This is a genomic window from Phaeobacter sp. (assembly GCF_022825805.1).
Classification (GTDB): Bacteria; Pseudomonadota; Alphaproteobacteria; order Rhodobacterales; family Rhodobacteraceae; genus Phaeobacter.
Window position 1 is genome coordinate 26782 of record NZ_JAJDWC010000008.1, and the last position, 15042, is coordinate 41823.

Annotated in this window: 16 protein-coding genes and 1 tRNA gene; 5 read left to right on the forward strand and 12 right to left on the reverse strand. The window is 55.4% G+C overall.

The window, feature by feature from the left end:
- Window positions 1-35 precede the first annotated feature (35 nt).
- From Q0C28_RS00625 to Q0C28_RS00640, 4 genes are read left to right on the forward strand one after another with little or no spacing between them, the layout of a single operon-like run.
- On the forward strand, window positions 36-950 hold the full coding sequence (locus Q0C28_RS00625; protein WP_293572714.1) for a MurR/RpiR family transcriptional regulator: 915 nt from the start codon (window positions 36-38) through the stop codon (window positions 948-950).
- On the forward strand, window positions 947-2074 hold the full coding sequence (locus Q0C28_RS00630; RefSeq protein WP_293572715.1) for an aromatic ring-hydroxylating dioxygenase subunit alpha: 1128 nt from the start codon (window positions 947-949) through the stop codon (window positions 2072-2074). The genes Q0C28_RS00625 and Q0C28_RS00630 overlap by 4 nt, the downstream gene beginning before the upstream one ends.
- Window positions 2071-3525, forward strand: coding sequence for an aldehyde dehydrogenase family protein (locus Q0C28_RS00635; RefSeq protein WP_293572716.1), 1455 nt, complete (start codon window positions 2071-2073; stop codon window positions 3523-3525). Before Q0C28_RS00630 ends, Q0C28_RS00635 begins: the two co-directional genes overlap by 4 nt.
- Entirely contained in the window at window positions 3522-3908 is a 387-nt protein-coding gene (locus Q0C28_RS00640; RefSeq protein ID WP_293572717.1) for a carboxymuconolactone decarboxylase family protein, read from the forward strand. Before Q0C28_RS00635 ends, Q0C28_RS00640 begins: the two co-directional genes overlap by 4 nt.
- Before the next feature lie 52 nt (window positions 3909-3960).
- On the opposite strand, the gene Q0C28_RS00645 is transcribed toward Q0C28_RS00640, so the two are convergent.
- Genes Q0C28_RS00645 through Q0C28_RS00675 form a run of 7 tightly spaced genes read right to left on the reverse strand, consistent with a single transcriptional unit; the run spans window position 3961 to window position 10039 of the window.
- Window positions 3961-4305, reverse strand: coding sequence for a RidA family protein (locus Q0C28_RS00645; protein ID WP_293572718.1), 345 nt, complete (start codon window positions 4303-4305; stop codon window positions 3961-3963).
- A gap of 21 nt (window positions 4306-4326) precedes the next feature.
- On the reverse strand, window positions 4327-5442 hold the full coding sequence (locus Q0C28_RS00650; RefSeq protein WP_293572719.1) for an FAD-binding oxidoreductase: 1116 nt from the start codon (window positions 5440-5442) through the stop codon (window positions 4327-4329).
- A complete protein-coding gene (locus Q0C28_RS00655) occupies window positions 5439-6830 on the reverse strand; it encodes an NAD(P)/FAD-dependent oxidoreductase (protein ID WP_293572720.1) in 1392 nt (463 codons plus the stop codon). The genes Q0C28_RS00650 and Q0C28_RS00655 overlap by 4 nt, the downstream gene beginning before the upstream one ends.
- Window positions 6817-7128, reverse strand: a complete 312-nt coding sequence (locus tag Q0C28_RS00660; RefSeq protein ID WP_293572721.1) for a (2Fe-2S)-binding protein — start codon at window positions 7126-7128, stop codon at window positions 6817-6819. Before Q0C28_RS00660 ends, Q0C28_RS00655 begins: the two co-directional genes overlap by 14 nt.
- Window positions 7129-7188: 60 nt before the next feature.
- Window positions 7189-8181, reverse strand: coding sequence for a TRAP transporter substrate-binding protein DctP (gene dctP, locus Q0C28_RS00665; RefSeq protein WP_293572722.1), 993 nt, complete (start codon window positions 8179-8181; stop codon window positions 7189-7191).
- 56 nt (window positions 8182-8237) lie between these two features.
- Complete coding sequence (locus tag Q0C28_RS00670) at window positions 8238-9536, reverse strand: TRAP transporter large permease (RefSeq protein WP_293572723.1); 1299 nt, start codon at window positions 9534-9536, stop codon at window positions 8238-8240.
- A 2-nt stretch (window positions 9537-9538) separates the two neighbouring features.
- The gene (locus tag Q0C28_RS00675; RefSeq protein WP_293572724.1) at window positions 9539-10039 is read right to left on the reverse strand and encodes a TRAP transporter small permease subunit; all 501 of its coding nucleotides are present in this window, start codon (window positions 10037-10039) and stop codon (window positions 9539-9541) included.
- A gap of 141 nt (window positions 10040-10180) precedes the next feature.
- Between Q0C28_RS00675 and Q0C28_RS00680 the strand changes: the two genes are divergently transcribed.
- Entirely contained in the window at window positions 10181-11104 is a 924-nt protein-coding gene (locus Q0C28_RS00680; RefSeq protein ID WP_293572725.1) for a LysR substrate-binding domain-containing protein, read from the forward strand.
- A 59-nt stretch (window positions 11105-11163) separates the two neighbouring features.
- On the opposite strand, the gene Q0C28_RS00685 is transcribed toward Q0C28_RS00680, so the two are convergent.
- The 5 genes from Q0C28_RS00685 to Q0C28_RS00705 all read right to left on the reverse strand — a co-directional run bounded on the left by Q0C28_RS00685 (window position 11164) and on the right by Q0C28_RS00705 (window position 14956).
- A tRNA-Arg gene (locus tag Q0C28_RS00685) sits at window positions 11164-11240 on the reverse strand.
- A gap of 123 nt (window positions 11241-11363) precedes the next feature.
- A complete protein-coding gene (locus tag Q0C28_RS00690) occupies window positions 11364-11864 on the reverse strand; it encodes a DUF995 domain-containing protein (protein WP_293572726.1) in 501 nt (166 codons plus the stop codon).
- Between the two features lie 59 nt (window positions 11865-11923).
- Window positions 11924-12844 (reverse strand): calcium-binding protein, encoded by a 921-nt coding sequence (locus Q0C28_RS00695; RefSeq protein WP_293572727.1) that lies wholly within the window; start codon window positions 12842-12844, stop codon window positions 11924-11926.
- Window positions 12845-13134: 290 nt separating this feature from the next.
- The gene (locus Q0C28_RS00700) at window positions 13135-14385 is read right to left on the reverse strand and encodes a lytic murein transglycosylase (RefSeq protein WP_366934212.1); all 1251 of its coding nucleotides are present in this window, start codon (window positions 14383-14385) and stop codon (window positions 13135-13137) included.
- A 97-nt stretch (window positions 14386-14482) separates the two neighbouring features.
- Complete coding sequence (locus tag Q0C28_RS00705) at window positions 14483-14956, reverse strand: Lrp/AsnC family transcriptional regulator (protein ID WP_293572728.1); 474 nt, start codon at window positions 14954-14956, stop codon at window positions 14483-14485.
- Window positions 14957-15042: the final 86 nt, after the last annotated feature.

Genomic DNA, 15042 nt, shown 5'->3' on the forward strand with positions numbered 1-15042 from the left:
GACAGGCTAAGCAAACAAAAATACCATCGTCAATCATGAATGACACAAATGTATCAAACACCAAAAGCACCTCCGACCCATCCACTGCCGTTCTGAGCCGCCTCTCAGACGAATGGTCGGACTTGACGCCCGAAGCGCAAAAAGCTGCGCGATATGTTCTCGAAAATCCACGGGATATCGGGGTATCGACCGTTCGGGAAATTGCCAAAGCTGCGAATGTAAAACCAAACACATTGGTGCGAATGGCCCGGCAGGTGGGCTTCGATGGTTACGACGACTTCAGAGAACCTTTCCGCGAGGCGATCCGACGCGGCAATATCGACTTCCCGGACCGCGCCAGATGGCTGCAGGACATCAGCAAACGTGGCGAGCTGGGCGCGCTTTATGCTGAAACAATTGCAAGCACCCTTGGCAATATCGAAGAAACCTTTGCCGCTATTGATGTCGGCGCCCTAAAGCAAAGCGCCGAGGCCATCTGGAATTGTCGAAACGTCTTCACGCTTGGCGTTGGGGTGCAAAATGCCAATGCGCGCAACTTCACCTATCTCGCCTCGACTGGCATGACGCAGTTTCATGCGATCCCGAAATCAGGCTCGACCCCCGTGGATGATCTCGCTTGGGCCGATAGTCGGGACGTCCTGATCGCTATCACGTGTCGCCCCTACCGCAGCGAAGTGGTTGACGCCGTGCACATTGCGAAAGAGCAGGGCCTTTGTGTGATTGCCATCTCCGACAGCCCAGCAAGCCCAATCGCGCTGGCTGCAGACCACAGTTTTGTCGTTCACAACGATGCACCGCAATTTTTTCCGTCATCGGCGGCAACAATCGCCTTGCTAGAAACGCTGCTCAGTTTTGTGATTGCTGTTGCCAGCGATGAAATCATCACACGGGTGGAAAAATTCCACACCCGGCGCCATCAACTTGGGATTTACAGGGAAGAACCGGAATGAGCACCACACCATTGCGGTCGCTTGACGCGCGATATTACACCGACCCAGATGTGTTTCAGCAGGAAGTGACGGGCTTATTGTCCCGAACTTGGCAATTTGCAGGACATGTCAGCCAGATCCCGAACATTGGGGACTATTTCACTTTTGACATCGCGGGCGAAAGCCTGTTCGCAATCCGCGGTCGCGACGAAAAGATCCGTGTGTTCTTCAACGTCTGCCAACACCGTGCCCACGAATTGGTTGAAGGTGCAGGCAACACGCGTTTGGTCGTCTGTCCCTATCACGCGTGGACCTATGAACTCACAGGTCGCCTGCGCTCCGGTCCCAACATCAAATCTGTTCCGGGATTTGACCGCTCGGACATCTGCCTGTCAGAAGTAAGAAGCGAAGACTTTCACGGCTTTCTTTTCGTCAATCTGGATCCCGAGGCTGCACCCATGGATGACTGGTTTCCTGGCGTGCGCGATGAAATCGCTGCTTTTGTGCCCAATCTGGCCACGCTTGCGCCGCTGGAATGGATCGAGATCCCAGAGAGTTGCAATTGGAAAGTCTCCGTCGAAAACTACTCCGAATGCTACCACTGCCCAATCAATCACGCCACATTTGCCGAAGGCGTGGTCCGACCAGAGACCTATGACATTCAGCCAGATTACCAGGGCGGCTATGTTCTGCGCCACACAACGGAATGTCAGTCGATGGAAAAAATGACCTATCCGGTTGATTTGAGCGTTCCCAACGCAGACCGCTATCAAAGCTGGTTCTTGTGGCCGATGTTTTCGTTTCAGTGTTATCCCGGAAACATCCTGAACACCTACCATTGGCGCGCAAATGGTGCAGCGGACTGTACAGTTTGGCGTGGTTGGTACACAGATCGGGGCGAAGACTCTGATATCATTCGAACATTGGCAAAACAGGACCTCGAAACCACTGTTGCGGAGGACATATCTTTGGTGGAAAGCGTGCAGCGCGGCCTCCGCTCCCGCGGCTATCGCCCTGGCCCATTGGTGGTCGATCCAGCCTGCGGCGTGAGCTCCGAACATTCGATCGCAGCCCTGCAAAAGTGGATGCGTGAGGCTGTCGATCATCCAAACAGACCACCCTTCAATACTGGACAGCAAAAATGATCAAAGACTACTGGCAAAACTATATCGACGGCCGGTGGGTCGACGGTAAAGCAGGTCGGCATCCGGTAGAAAACCCAGCCACTGGCCTGACAATCGCGCATCAAGCACTGGCGAATGAAACGGATGTAGATGCAGCTGTTTGTGCGGCGAAAAAACTGCATCTGTCGTCCGAGTGGTCGGGTCTACGCCCGGTGGAGCGAGGCCGCAAGGTACAGGCGATGGGCCAATACCTGCTTGATCATATCGATGAGATTTCTGAGGTTTTGACACTTGAACAAGGCAAGCCGCTTTGGGAGTCCAAACTCGAAATCGAAGGAGCCGCTCGGTATTTTGAATACTACGGCAACCAGGCAGAAACCCTTGAGGGGCGATCTATCCCACTGGGCAACGGGTATCTGGACTTCACCATTCATGAACCCATGGGGGTTTCGGCGCAAATCATTCCTTGGAACTATCCAATCGAAATGACCGCCAGATCCCTGTCAGCTGCCTTGGCCACGGGCAACACCTGTGTCGTTAAAACGCCGGAACTGACACCGCTCACCAATGCTTGGTTCGCCAAGGCAGCCGAGGCCGTTGATCTGCCCAACGGAGCAGTGAATATTCTCTGTGGTCTCGGATCTGTTGCGGGTGCGGCCTTGGCCTCTCATCCCGGTGTCGATCAGATCGTCTTCACGGGTTCAGTGCCAACTGGTGTCGCAATCGCCACCGCCGCCGCGCAGAATGTTGTGCCCTGCGTTTTGGAATTGGGCGGGAAATCAGCGGCCATTGTGCACGCGGATGCAGATCTGGACGCCTTTGAAACCGATTTGCGCTGGGGCATCTATTTCAATGCTGGGCAGGTCTGTTCTGCCATGTCGCGCATCATCGTGCACGACAGCCGCAAAGACGAGTTGATTGACCGCGCCGTGGCAATCGCAAATGGCCTGAGCACGGGGCCGGGCATTGATAGACCCGAATTTGGGGCCAACATGGGATCCATGGTCTCTGTTGCGCAACGCGACAAGGCACGCATGATGATTGAACACGCAGAAGCACAAGGCGCAAAAGTCTTGGCTGGAGGCCATGCGCTGAACCGTCCTGGCGCGTTTCTGCAGCCGACGGTTTTGACAGATATTACACCCGATATGAGCATCGCCAGAGATGAGGTCTTTGGACCCGTACTCTCTGTTCTGTCCTTCAGGTCCGATGCGGAGGCCATTCAAATCGCCAATTCAACCGACTACGGCCTGGTCGGCGGGGTATTCACATCAGACACAAACAGAGCAATGCGCGCCGCGCGTGACATCAAAGCAGGGCAAGTCTTTGTCAACGAATGGTATGCAGGCGGCGTCGAAACACCATTTGGCGGCTATGGAAAATCCGGGTATGGACGGGAAAAAGGGCGAGAAGCTCTTTGGAATTACGTACAGACGAAGAATATTGCCATCAAATTGGGAGAACAGCCATGAGCTTTGACGAAGATCTTTTTCTGAAAGGCTTGGAGCAACGAAAAGCGACGCTTGGCGCCGAGTATGTCGAAAAAAATCTTGCGGCCGCCGATGATTTCACGCGTCCCTTTCAAGAGGCTATGACAGCATGGTGCTGGGGCTTTGGCTGGGGTGACGATGTCATCGATGCAAAAACGCGCAGCATGATGAACCTGTCCATGATCGGTGCATTGGGCAAAATGCACGAATGGGAACTTCACCTGCGCGGCGCCATGAACAACGGTGTCTCACAGGATGAAATTCGCGCAATCATCCATGTGATCGCCATCTACTGTGGCGTACCACAGGGTGTTGAGTGTTTTCGTATTGCAAAGAAAGTCTTGGCAGAAGCAGAAGCCAACTGACACTCTGGCAGCGAACGGTTGGCCCCATTTATCTGGGACCAACCAAAAGATCTTAATCGCAAGCGGCGGTTACGATCATTTCCACCTTCAACACATCACGCGCGAGCTTTGCCTCGCCACAGGCGCGGGCCGGTGCGTGCCCTTCTGGGACCCAAGCATCCCAAACCGCGTTCATCTCGGCGAAATCGGCCATGTCAGAGAGCCAAATGACACACTGCAGGATCCGCGTATTGTCACTCCCCGCCTGCTCAAGCAGCGCGTCGACCTTTTGCAAGATGTCGCGAGTCTGATCAGCAACCGTTGGCGCATCTGAGGTTTGACCACACAGATAGGCAACACCGTTGTGCTTCACGATTTTGCTCATGCGGGTGCCTGTCTCAAGGCGGGTGATGGACATGTTGAGTCTCCTGTTGGGCTATCAAAGAACTTTGCGATCAAACCGATCGACACGAAATGCCCCAAGCGCATAGCGGCTCTGACCCTTGAGAACCAGATCTGCCATCGTCTGACCGACAATGGGTCCCATTTGAAATCCATGAGCCGAAAAACCAAAGGCATGAAACGCGCGATCCGCATTCACCGCCGGACCAATCACTGGAAGGTTGTCGGGCATATAGGCCTCTAGACCCGCCCACATCCGGTTGATTGCGGCGCTTCGCATGATGGGAAAGAACTCAGCCGTGGTGCGCGCCGCCGCCGCCAATTTCTTGTAATCCAGCCGCGTCGCATTTCGTGCGCGATCTGCAAACCCTTTTGCCCCTCCACCGATCAGCACGGTACCATTTTCAAACTGCTTGAAACTTAGCTGGCGGCTCACGGCGCCCACCACGGGTTTGGCAAAATGCGGCATACGTGCGGTGATCATCAGCATCGGAGCAGCATGGCTCAGAGGAACGTTATCCCCGATCATCAGCGCAATTTGATCCGCCCAGGCGCCTGCGCAGTTCACAACGGTGTCTGCTTCAAAACGCTGATGTCGCCCCTGTCCAAGCCAGGTTTCGCCAACCCGTCGCAGCCCGACCAATTCTTCGCCCTCACAAAAGACCGCGCCCAGGCGTTCGGCTGCACGCCGAAAGGCCACCGTCGCCTTATAAGGGATCGCATAGCCATCTAAACTGGAGGTCACACCACCCACACATTCCGGACTGACGTGAGGCAGAAGATCACGCAACTCGGATTGGTCGATAATCCTCTCATGGTCATGACCCTCCGCCCGCATGATCTCTTGCCGCGATCTGAGAGCTTGCATGTCTTTTTCGTCAGACGCGATGTTTACGATGCTCTGTGCGCGGAACCCGGTTTCATGTCCCAACTCTTCATCCAAGGTTTGCCACATCTGCATGGACGCCTTGGACAAGGGCACTTCCGCAAGGTCACGCCCCAACAGGCGTACACCCCCTGCGTTCACCCCTGATGCGTGACGCGCAACATAGTCTTTCTCGAGCACAACGACAGAGACCCCGTGCCGTGCGAGATAGTAGGCAGTGGCGGATCCTTGTATGCCGCCGCCAATGATCAAAACATCTGATTTCATCGCGCGCTCTCGCCATCCTGCAGGCGAGCCAACTCCTCAAGAGTGAGCAACCGGAGCGGACTGCGCAATCGATAGTACCCAACATCCGCGACGGGTTCCTCGCGCCATTTTGCCAAAAGTCCGGACACGATGTGACCACACTGACGGCCCTGACACGGGCCCATTCCACATCTGGTCAGAGATTTCAGTGCATTTGGATCGCGCGCGCCCGATTGAAACCCCTGCCTTAAATCCCAAAGCGATTGCTCCTCGCAGCGGCATACGATTGTATCATCCCGTGTTGGCAGCATGAGATCGGGCGCCGGCTGGTACAGGCGGTCGATAAATCGGCGAAATCCTGATTGACCTGCCGAGGCTTTGCGCGGTGCCTCTGCCAATTGATCGCGACCTACGTCGTCCAACAAGCCCAGTTCACAGCCGATCCCAAGCGCTGCAAGCTCCCCAGCGTGTTTGGCTCCGTTTGCGCCGACAATTCCGGCGCCATCCCCGGCTACCCAAATATGCGGGCAAGATGTTTGACCAAATGGCGATGTTTTCACTCGCCATGCCAATTGATCAGGCTCAAAGACATGATCCAATCCAATGGACCGCGCGAGATTCAAGTTCGGCACCACGCCGTGGTGCAATAAAACAGCATCCCCTGACAGTTCGTACGACGCCCCATCCTGCTGAAACCGCAGGCCTTGCGCATGATCTGTTCCTACAACCTCAAGATCAGTCGCGAACCGATAAAAAGGCACCTTGGACTTCTGGATCTCGCGAAGAAGGCCCAGCCCTTTGAACAGCATCCCAACCTGTCGCAGGGCAGATGCGAGCATAGGCAAGGCGGCGACATAATTCTGTCGCGGTGTTGTGTCAACGACGCCAGCAATAGGAATACCCAGACGCAGATATTGCGCCACAATCAGATAAAGCAGCGGTCCAGATCCTGCAAAAATCGCATCTGAGATGGCCATAGCGTCGGATTTCAGCATGACCTGGGCCGATCCCGCCGTCATTACGCCTGGCAACGTCCATCCAGGTATCGGCATCGGCCGCTCCATCGCACCCGGACAAATGAGCATCTGCCTGCATTGCAATTCTTGTGTGCGATTGTCCTGAGAGTAGAAGATCCGGCCATCATCCCCCAGGTGCCAAACATCTGCACCAGGCATCCAGGCGACGTTGCTTTTGCTGAACGCGGACACCAGATCCGCACCGCTGAGATAGTCAGCGCCAAGTTTGTCGGGCGTTGCAAGCGGGCTTTGCGCAACCGCGCGATAGATCTGTCCACCGGGCGACGGTGCGCGATCCAACACTGCCACCGTCGCGCCCAATTCAGATAGGCGCAGCGCAGCCGACATGCCAGCAGGCCCTGTACCAATAATGGCGCAATCAAAGCTCTGCATGATAGACCTCGGATGCTTCGGTGATGTGTTGGGTGTTGATAACCATGCCCGCAGACACTCGGCGCAGGCATGCCTGTTGATTGGGCAAACCGTCTATCTCCACCAGACACTCGAAACACACCCCCATCGCGCAATAGGCGCTGCGGTCTTGGCCGGAGACCGCGGCTTTGCGAGTCACCGTAAACCCATTCAACGCCATCGCCGACCAAACGGATTGACCGGCGACAACCTGCAATGGCGCACCGTTGACAGTGATTTCAACCAGGTCTCCGCTTAACCCGCGCAAGGATGTGAACATCAAATACAATCCGGCAAACTGAGGGAGGCGCCGTAAACCGGCACCTCCTGAAGTGGATGTTTATTCGCTGATTTTATCGAGGATGGACTGGCCCCACTCGGCCCCGACATCTTCGAGCACCTGCGGCCAGACCTGTGCGCGCACATGATCTGCCGTGACGCTCAACTCATCAGAGGTCAGCGACACCAGGGTTGCACCGTTGTCGACCAACTTCTGTTCAAACGCGGCCTGATCCGCTTCGGCAGTTTCCCACCGTTGCGCTTCAAAGCTCAGTGCTGCTGCTTCAAGCGCGGCCCGATCCTCGGCATCCAAATCGGCAAGCGTGCCGGAATTGATGATCATGTACCACACTTCGAAATGGGTGTTCACGGGCACGTAAGTTGTCGTCACATCACGGAAAGACGCGTAATACCCTTCGGCGCCCGAGCCAACCACACCGTCAACAACACCAGTTTGAACAGCTGTAAACGCTTCGGAGAACGGGATGGGGGAGCTGATGTAACCAAGCGCGTCAGCGGTCAGCTGGAAGCTCTTGATCCCTGGAACGCGGACTTTGATACCCTTCGCAGCAGCAGGATCACCGGGGTCCACTGCGTTTGTGTTCAGTGCGATACCACCAAAATAGACCGGATATGCCGCCAGCATGGTGATGTCTTGCTTGGCGTACAGCTCTTTCATCGCTGCATGGATGGCACCGCCGGGACCGTAGATCTTTTTGGCCTCGCTCCAATCAGATGCGACATATGGGAACGCAGAAATCTGCATGCGCCGGTCAACCGCAGTGGCGGCAGGTTGAACCGCCATGTCGATGGCGCCCACAGAAATCCGCTCTTGAACCGATGTGTAATCCCCCAGTGCCGAAGCAGGGAACAAGTTCAGGTTCAAATCACCATCGGTTGCAGCGGACACAGTGTCGGCGAACTGGCGCAGCTCTGTGTCAATTGTCGCGCCTTGTGGGCGGATGTGGCTTACCTTCAGCGTTTCCGCTGTGACCACCCCCGTAGTCAGGGCGAGTGCTACGGTCAGGCAGGACGTCTTTAGGACAGAATTCATGTTATATCTCCTCTGTTGAAGTTGTTTTTTGTGTGTGGAATGGCCATCAAGTCAGATCAGTAGCCAAAGACCCTTGGCAGCCAGAGCGACAGGTCGGACCAAAAGCTGGTCAGGAAAACCACCGGCAGATAACCCAACACAATCAGTGTCATGGCTGGCCGGATCACGCTTGTGACGGGGACCTGACCGATGCGAGCACCAAGATAGAGGATCGAGGCGTAAGGAGGGGTCACACCACCCATCGCCGTGTTCACCCCCATGATGGCAGCAAATTGAATGGGGCTGATGCCGATGGCCTGCATCAGCGGCAACAACAGCGGCGCAATAAGAATGATGGCCGTCACATCGTTCACAACCATGCCCACTAGGAACAGCAGCACGTTGATGAGGATCAGCAGGACGATTTTGTTGTCCGTGATGGCAAAGATCGCTTCCACCAGCGCCTGCGGGATGCTCTCCAATACGAACATCTGGCTCAGGATCATGGAAGACAGGATCATCAACATGATCGCGCCCACTGATGTCGCAGCCTCACGGCCGGCACCCAGGAAAGTCCGCAAATCCAGGCCTTTGTAGATCAGAAACCCAACCGGCACAGCGTAGATCACCGCCACCGCAGCAGCTTCGGTCGGCGTCATGATGCCACCGTAGATGCCGCCGAGAATGATCACGGGCATCAGCAAGGCAGGTGTCGCCTTCAGTCCGCGGTTCGTGGCCTCGGCCAAGAACATTTTGCCACGCAAAGGTGCCTCCAGTTCCAGCGGAAACTTACGTGCCATTCGAACATTGACGACGGAAAACAACGCCATGATCAAAAGGCCCGGGCCCAAGGTGGCCAGAAAGCACGCCAGGATCGAAGTGTCCGTGACCCAGCCATAGACGATCATCGTGACAGATGGTGGAATCAAAAGCCCCAAGAGCGATGCGTTTGCGATGAGGGCCGTTGCGTAGGCACGCGGATACCCCTGTTTTTCCATTTCCGGGATCAGCAGCGGGCCAATTGCGGCAACACCGGTCAGACCAGATCCGGAAATTGCCCCGATCAAGGCGCAAGACACGGTCGCAACGATGCCCAGACCACCCCGCATGTGCCCGATGAAAATGTTCACAAAATTCAGCAAACTCGCTGCGATACCGGACACACTCATGATCGTTCCGGCCAAAACAAACAGAGGAATGGCCAGCAGCACCGGATTGCCCAATTGCTGGAAACCCCAGAGCATGTTGCCCTTCATCACAACGTCCCCGGCAAAATACATCACCATCAGACCTGCACCAAAACAATAGGGCAGCGGCACACCAAGTGTCAGAAGCAGCACAAGGACAAGCACCGCTAGGAGAGCAATTTCGACCATCTTCAGATTTCCTTGATGTTAGCCGATGTCGCCAAAGATGGCTCTGGGCGGAAGAGCGCGCGAACGTGCAGAAACAAATGCCAAGAGGTAAACACCATCATCAGGCACAAGCCGCAGAAGAGCGCGATATCGACATAAAAGGTCGGCAGATACAGCGTTGGACTTTCACGCCACACGCGGATCGAGTAGCGGGTGAAATCCCACGCCCACGATGTTAGCCACAATCCGACAATCAGACTGATGGTTTCCGAAATCACTGACAGAACCTGCCGCTGACGTTCCTTGCTGAGAAAAATCTCCAGCACATTGGCCCGGATATGGGTGTTTTCCCGCGAGGCATTTACCGCACCCAACATGTAGAGCCACAGCGTAGGATAAAGCAGGCTCTCCTCCAGACCCATCACTGGGATTTCCAGCAAATAGCGCGTGATCACCTGGACAAACTGCCCCAGCGCCACCAGGCAAATCAGCACTGTCAACACAATGCTTGCAAAGCGTGTCATCCCATCCTCCCCAAGACCCGAGCCATTCCAGCCAGTGTCGGGGCAAGATCGGATTTGAGGCCCATTAAGTCAAAACGATTAAACTGATAGTAAAATAAAGTCACTTTATAGCATGTGATTTTTCATATATAAATCAGTGTTATGAACATCAGCTTTCGTCAACTTCAGGCCTTTCGCGAGGTGGTCAGGTCCGGATCCGTTTCCGAGGCAGCGCGGGTTATGGGCCGCACGCAACCTGCGATCAGCGCTTTGATTGCCAATTTGGAAACCGAATTGAACATCACCCTTTTTCGTCGCCAGCGCGGGAAAATGTCGCCAACACCAGAAGCGTTGTATTTCCTGGGAGAAGCAGACGCGATCCTGGATCGCTTGGCCTTATCGACCAGAACGATGCGGGAAATCGGCGCGTTGGAAAAAGGGCGTCTCAACATCGCGTCAATGCCAGCCGCCGCCAGTATGTTGATGCCGCAATTGCTCGCAGATTTTCTCAAAGACAAACCTGATGTGCAGGCATCGTTGATGATGCGGGCATCAGCGGTCATTGCCGAGTGGATCACCTCGCAGCAATATGACATCGGCTTGGGCGAAACTCCCAGCAATTCAGCCGCCATCGATATGCAAAATCTGGAGCTGGAATGCGTCTGCGCGATTGCAGCCGATGATCCCCTGGCAGCCAAATCTGTCATCCAAGCCAAGGATCTGTCCGGCAAGCCAATGGCAGCTCTGCAAGATGGTCATCAAAATCTGAAGGCGACCCAACGCGCATTCGCGGAGCAAAACAGCAAATTTGAGCACAGGTTTGAGCTGCGCAATTTCCAGCCAGCGCTTCCCTTGGTGGAAAAAAAACTTTGTTACTGCGTGTGCGATCCGATCACCGCCGCCGGCTACCTCAAGATGCAACCGAGCCCACGCCCAGTGGTGTTTCGCCCATTCAAACCATCAGTGGTTTTGAAAGTCTCTATCATGCAGCCCGCGCACAAACCCCCATCGGGCCTCGCGAAGGCCTTCGCCGAGTTATTGAGAAAGGAACTGGACGGGATTAACAGCCTGTTTGATTGCGACTGACACACCCGATGGCAGCGAGCATTCCGTTCACACGCGCGGAACAATCATGAGGGAAGTAGTGGCGGACCGAGGAGGATTCGAACCCCCGACCCCTTGATTCGTAGTCAAGTACTCTATCCAGCTGAGCTATCGGTCCACTGCGGCGGGGTTTAGTTCTGCGCGCCCTTGGTTGCAAGAGGAAAACGCGCGATTGCAACATTTTCTGCAATGACAGGGCACAGCCAATTGCATGAAAAAAGGCGCCATTGGCGCCTTGTTCTCAGAACCCCAGCTTGGAGCGTGTTTGTCCGACCTGTGCCTGGAATTTGTACCCCCGCACAAAACCGGCATTTTTGTCCATCGGCCACCATTCCGGATCATTCGGCCAGCTGCGCCAAACAACGCCCCACCGATCAACCACATGGCTGATACAAGACCGATCATTGGCACTGGCGCCTGCGCGGCCGCTATCAGGATAATACCACACCAGATCCTGGCACATACGCCCATTGGCATCGACGGCCCACGTTCCCGCGCCCAGGTTCTCGCCTTGGTCCGCACACCAGGCGCGCGCCTGACCGTTAGGGGCGAAATAAACGCCACCGCCACAGTTGTTGGTCCACAACTCTGTCTTGCCAGAGTAGATCTTCGCAATTTTCTGCGGATTTGCGATTTTTGCACCGCGTGGCAGAGGGTCTGCCACACTTGCCGCTGGCACCGCAAAACCACAGGCCACGACAAGTGCTTTCACCGCAAAGGTCGCTTTGTTCCAAGCAAACATGGTTTCCCCTTTTCTCTGTTGATCCACAAATGGCCAGGTCTTGCCGACCCGACATTGGGTTAGAACAAGAAATTGTCCGCGTCGTTCAACGCGGCCAACTCCGTGTTCTCCACGATGACGGTCACATTGGCGAAATAGACTTCAACATTATCACCCACCTGCACCAGGTCGACATCCGAGAGATCATCTGCACCTTGACCCAACCGGATGCGATCAACGCCGACCTCGAAATCCGTAATCGTGTCGGTGTGATCCCCGTCATTGAAGATAAACACATCGGCACCCGCACCGCCCGTCAAAATGTCGTCACTTCCGCCACCAAGCAGCCGATCAGCACCGGCGCCACCAAACAGTGTGTCACTGCCGTTGCCGCCCATCAGCCGATCTCGGCCACCGCCGCCGCGGAGTTCATCATGGCCCAAACCGCCAAACAGTTTGTCCCGCCCCGTGCCACCATAAAGGATATCATCACCACCATTGCCGTGCAGACGGTCTGCGCCAGCCGCGCCGCGCAATTCGTCTTCGCCCAAGCCACCACGGATCAGATCGCGACCACCACCACCGATGACACTGTCGTCACCGGCGCCCAACAGCAGTTCGTCATTGCCCCGATAGCTGTGCAGCTGTGTGGTGGCGTTGCCTTGCGCCACAATCGCATCATCACCCGCCAACAAGGCCCGCTCTCGGTCGGCACCAGATAGCCCAGCGAACTCTTCGAAACCGATCGACATATTGGAAATCGAAAAGACAGCGGCTCCATCCAGTGACAAATCAATGGAATAAACGAGCCAGTTCGCTGGGCTCGCGTCGGAGAAATCACCCTGCAACTGCAGCTGTGTGCCATCGGCGGCCTGTTGTTCCAAAAGCATGGCATCCGCGCTGAGATCAAATCCTGCCGCTGAAACGTCAAAACCCTCTAGGGCTAGAAGGCTGCTGAAACCGGGGGCCTCGGCTGTCGAGGCGATAAACACATTGGCCATGACTGGATCTCTTTTACGTGGTGATACATTTTGTCTAAAAATGGATAGGCTTATTGACCAAACACCGCAAATCCCCTGCGTCAGAATTTGGTTAACGAACCGTTTACTGCGCGCTGAGCCCGCTAAAAACGGCAATTTACCGCAATTGTTTCCCAATTAGGGACACTGATCACCAATGCTCCTGCGTCTATTTGGAGTGAGCGATTCTCTTTGCGCCAACAGGTGCTGATGCCCTGCCCTGGGCCAGCCCCGTTGCGCAAGCGACGCAAGATGTCCCAGTGGACAAGTGACTACCGCGCCAAAGCAGACACGATCTTGCGATCAGGAAAACAGGTCGCGGCCTGCCCGTTGGCCAGTTGCCACTCGCCAATGGAGCGACGGGTTTTGTAACCGACCAACCCATCGGCCCCGCCGACGTCATATCCCAGTCGCTCCAATCCACTTTGCATGGCCGCAATTCCGGACCGCGACAGGGTATCGACTGATTGCCACCGCGCCGAGAATGCACCGACGCCGAAATCTATGCGATCCCCCATGTGACCTACAAACAACGCGTAGAGATCACTTTTGTTGTATTTCTTCAGAACGTAGAAATTTGGCGTCACCAGAAATGCAGGTCCGTGACGACCAGCCGGCATCAACAGATAGGCTTCGCCCTGACGCTCATGAGCCGGAAACGGGCGGCCGGAAACGCGAGAAATGCCCAGTTTTTGCCAATCCTGAACCCTACGCCCCTGGTCCGGACCTTCCAGGGCGCAGGACACATCTGTCGGAACTTTGACTTCAAAACCCCAATCCCGCCCCCGTTGCCAATCAAAGGCGGCAAGGTATCTGCCAATCGAAGCAAGAGTATCTGTCTCAGAGCGCCAGATATCGCGCCGACCATCGCCATCGCCGTCTTGTGCGTAAGCCAGAAAGTTCCTCGGCATGAACTGTGGCTGCCCCAATGCACCAGCCCAGCTGCTTTTCAGCCGACCCGCGGGCGCATGACCTCCATCCACAATCTGTAGCGCTGCAATCAACTCTTCTCGGAAGAACTCCGCCCGGCGACCCATAAACGCCTTTGTCGCCAAGACCTCGAATGCATCATGCGGAATGGCAGCGCTCCCATATGCGCTTTCACGACCCCAGATCGCGAGGATAATCCGACCGGGTACACCAGTTTGACGTTCTATTCGTGACAGCGTGGCACGATGACGACCAGCCATAGTTTTGCCAACCCGCTCTGCTGACGCCAGCGTCGAGTTTTTGAAATAAGCCGCCGGAGCCCGGAATTCCGCCTGCTTTTGCTGTTCTGGAACCTGGCCACCCCCCGGTGGCCTAAGATCAGGCAAATCCCAATTCAGACTGATATTTTTGACGGCCGCATCAAAAACCCCACGATCCACACCCGCACGGCGGGCCGCAGGCCAAACATCTGTGCGCAGCCAGTTTTGAAATTTGGCCTCTGTTTGTGAACGGGTATCGGCACTGGCCACTGATGACAAAAACACACATGCCAAGAGACTGAACAGCACCCGAACCATATTCATCACCCTCATTTCAACCACCCCCAGCCCACAGAGGCCCTGGGACCTGCTTACCTTTGGCCCAGACAAATTGCGCGGGGAGTTGGAGGCGAAAAGACGCAAAACGAGATCAATCCAAGTCAATCGGGATCTGCAAACCAACCTTTTTGCGTCCCATCACAACCGATGTTCGAAAACGGCGCACATTTGAATCCTCAAAAAACAGCCTCTTGGTCAAGGCTTCAAAAGCGGCCATATCCTGCGCCGTGCAGATCAGGCAGAAATCAGCCTCACCGGTCAGATAATAGCACTGCTGCACCATCGGCTCTGCTTCGGCGCGACGGGTGAAAGCGTCAATTTGGTCCAACCGCTCGCGCTCCAGTTCAATCATCACGACGAATGTCATCGGGCTGCCCACCTTGGCAGGATCAAGCAACGCCACGTCGCCGGTAATAACACCGCGCGTCCGAAGGGATTTCACCCGCCGCTGCACAGACGCCACAGAAATCCCAGTCTCCTCTGCCAAAGCCTCCAGGCCGAGACGAGCGTTGCCCTGCAGAGCGCGCAACAACAGGGCGTCGATTTGATCTATTTTCTCACTCATCGGATTCTGCTGATTTAAATTTCTCTTGCTGGGCCATATTTCGAGAAAAACACATCATTTCGGGCTGGTAAACTCCTGCCATGAAC

What these genes read in the sequence shown, in the direction of transcription:
- Q0C28_RS00625 (WP_293572714.1), top strand. Translation starts at nt 36, where the DNA reads ATGAATGACACAAATGTATCAAACACCAAAAGCACCTCCGACCCATCC.
- Q0C28_RS00630 (WP_293572715.1), top strand. Translation starts at nt 947, where the DNA reads ATGAGCACCACACCATTGCGGTCGCTTGACGCGCGATATTACACCGAC.
- Q0C28_RS00635 (WP_293572716.1), top strand. Translation starts at nt 2,071, where the DNA reads ATGATCAAAGACTACTGGCAAAACTATATCGACGGCCGGTGGGTCGAC.
- Q0C28_RS00640 (WP_293572717.1), top strand. Translation starts at nt 3,522, where the DNA reads ATGAGCTTTGACGAAGATCTTTTTCTGAAAGGCTTGGAGCAACGAAAA.
- Q0C28_RS00645 (WP_293572718.1), bottom strand. Translation starts at nt 4,305, where the DNA reads ATGTCCATCACCCGCCTTGAGACAGGCACCCGCATGAGCAAAATCGTG.
- Q0C28_RS00650 (WP_293572719.1), bottom strand. Translation starts at nt 5,442, where the DNA reads ATGAAATCAGATGTTTTGATCATTGGCGGCGGCATACAAGGATCCGCC.
- Q0C28_RS00655 (WP_293572720.1), bottom strand. Translation starts at nt 6,830, where the DNA reads ATGCAGAGCTTTGATTGCGCCATTATTGGTACAGGGCCTGCTGGCATG.
- Q0C28_RS00660 (WP_293572721.1), bottom strand. Translation starts at nt 7,128, where the DNA reads ATGTTCACATCCTTGCGCGGGTTAAGCGGAGACCTGGTTGAAATCACT.
- dctP (WP_293572722.1), bottom strand. Translation starts at nt 8,181, where the DNA reads ATGAATTCTGTCCTAAAGACGTCCTGCCTGACCGTAGCACTCGCCCTG.
- Q0C28_RS00670 (WP_293572723.1), bottom strand. Translation starts at nt 9,536, where the DNA reads ATGGTCGAAATTGCTCTCCTAGCGGTGCTTGTCCTTGTGCTGCTTCTG.
- Q0C28_RS00675 (WP_293572724.1), bottom strand. Translation starts at nt 10,039, where the DNA reads ATGACACGCTTTGCAAGCATTGTGTTGACAGTGCTGATTTGCCTGGTG.
- Q0C28_RS00680 (WP_293572725.1), top strand. Translation starts at nt 10,181, where the DNA reads ATGAACATCAGCTTTCGTCAACTTCAGGCCTTTCGCGAGGTGGTCAGG.
- Q0C28_RS00690 (WP_293572726.1), bottom strand. Translation starts at nt 11,864, where the DNA reads ATGTTTGCTTGGAACAAAGCGACCTTTGCGGTGAAAGCACTTGTCGTG.
- Q0C28_RS00695 (WP_293572727.1), bottom strand. Translation starts at nt 12,844, where the DNA reads ATGGCCAATGTGTTTATCGCCTCGACAGCCGAGGCCCCCGGTTTCAGC.
- Q0C28_RS00700 (WP_366934212.1), bottom strand. Translation starts at nt 14,385, where the DNA reads ATGAGGGTGATGAATATGGTTCGGGTGCTGTTCAGTCTCTTGGCATGT.
- Q0C28_RS00705 (WP_293572728.1), bottom strand. Translation starts at nt 14,956, where the DNA reads ATGAGTGAGAAAATAGATCAAATCGACGCCCTGTTGTTGCGCGCTCTG.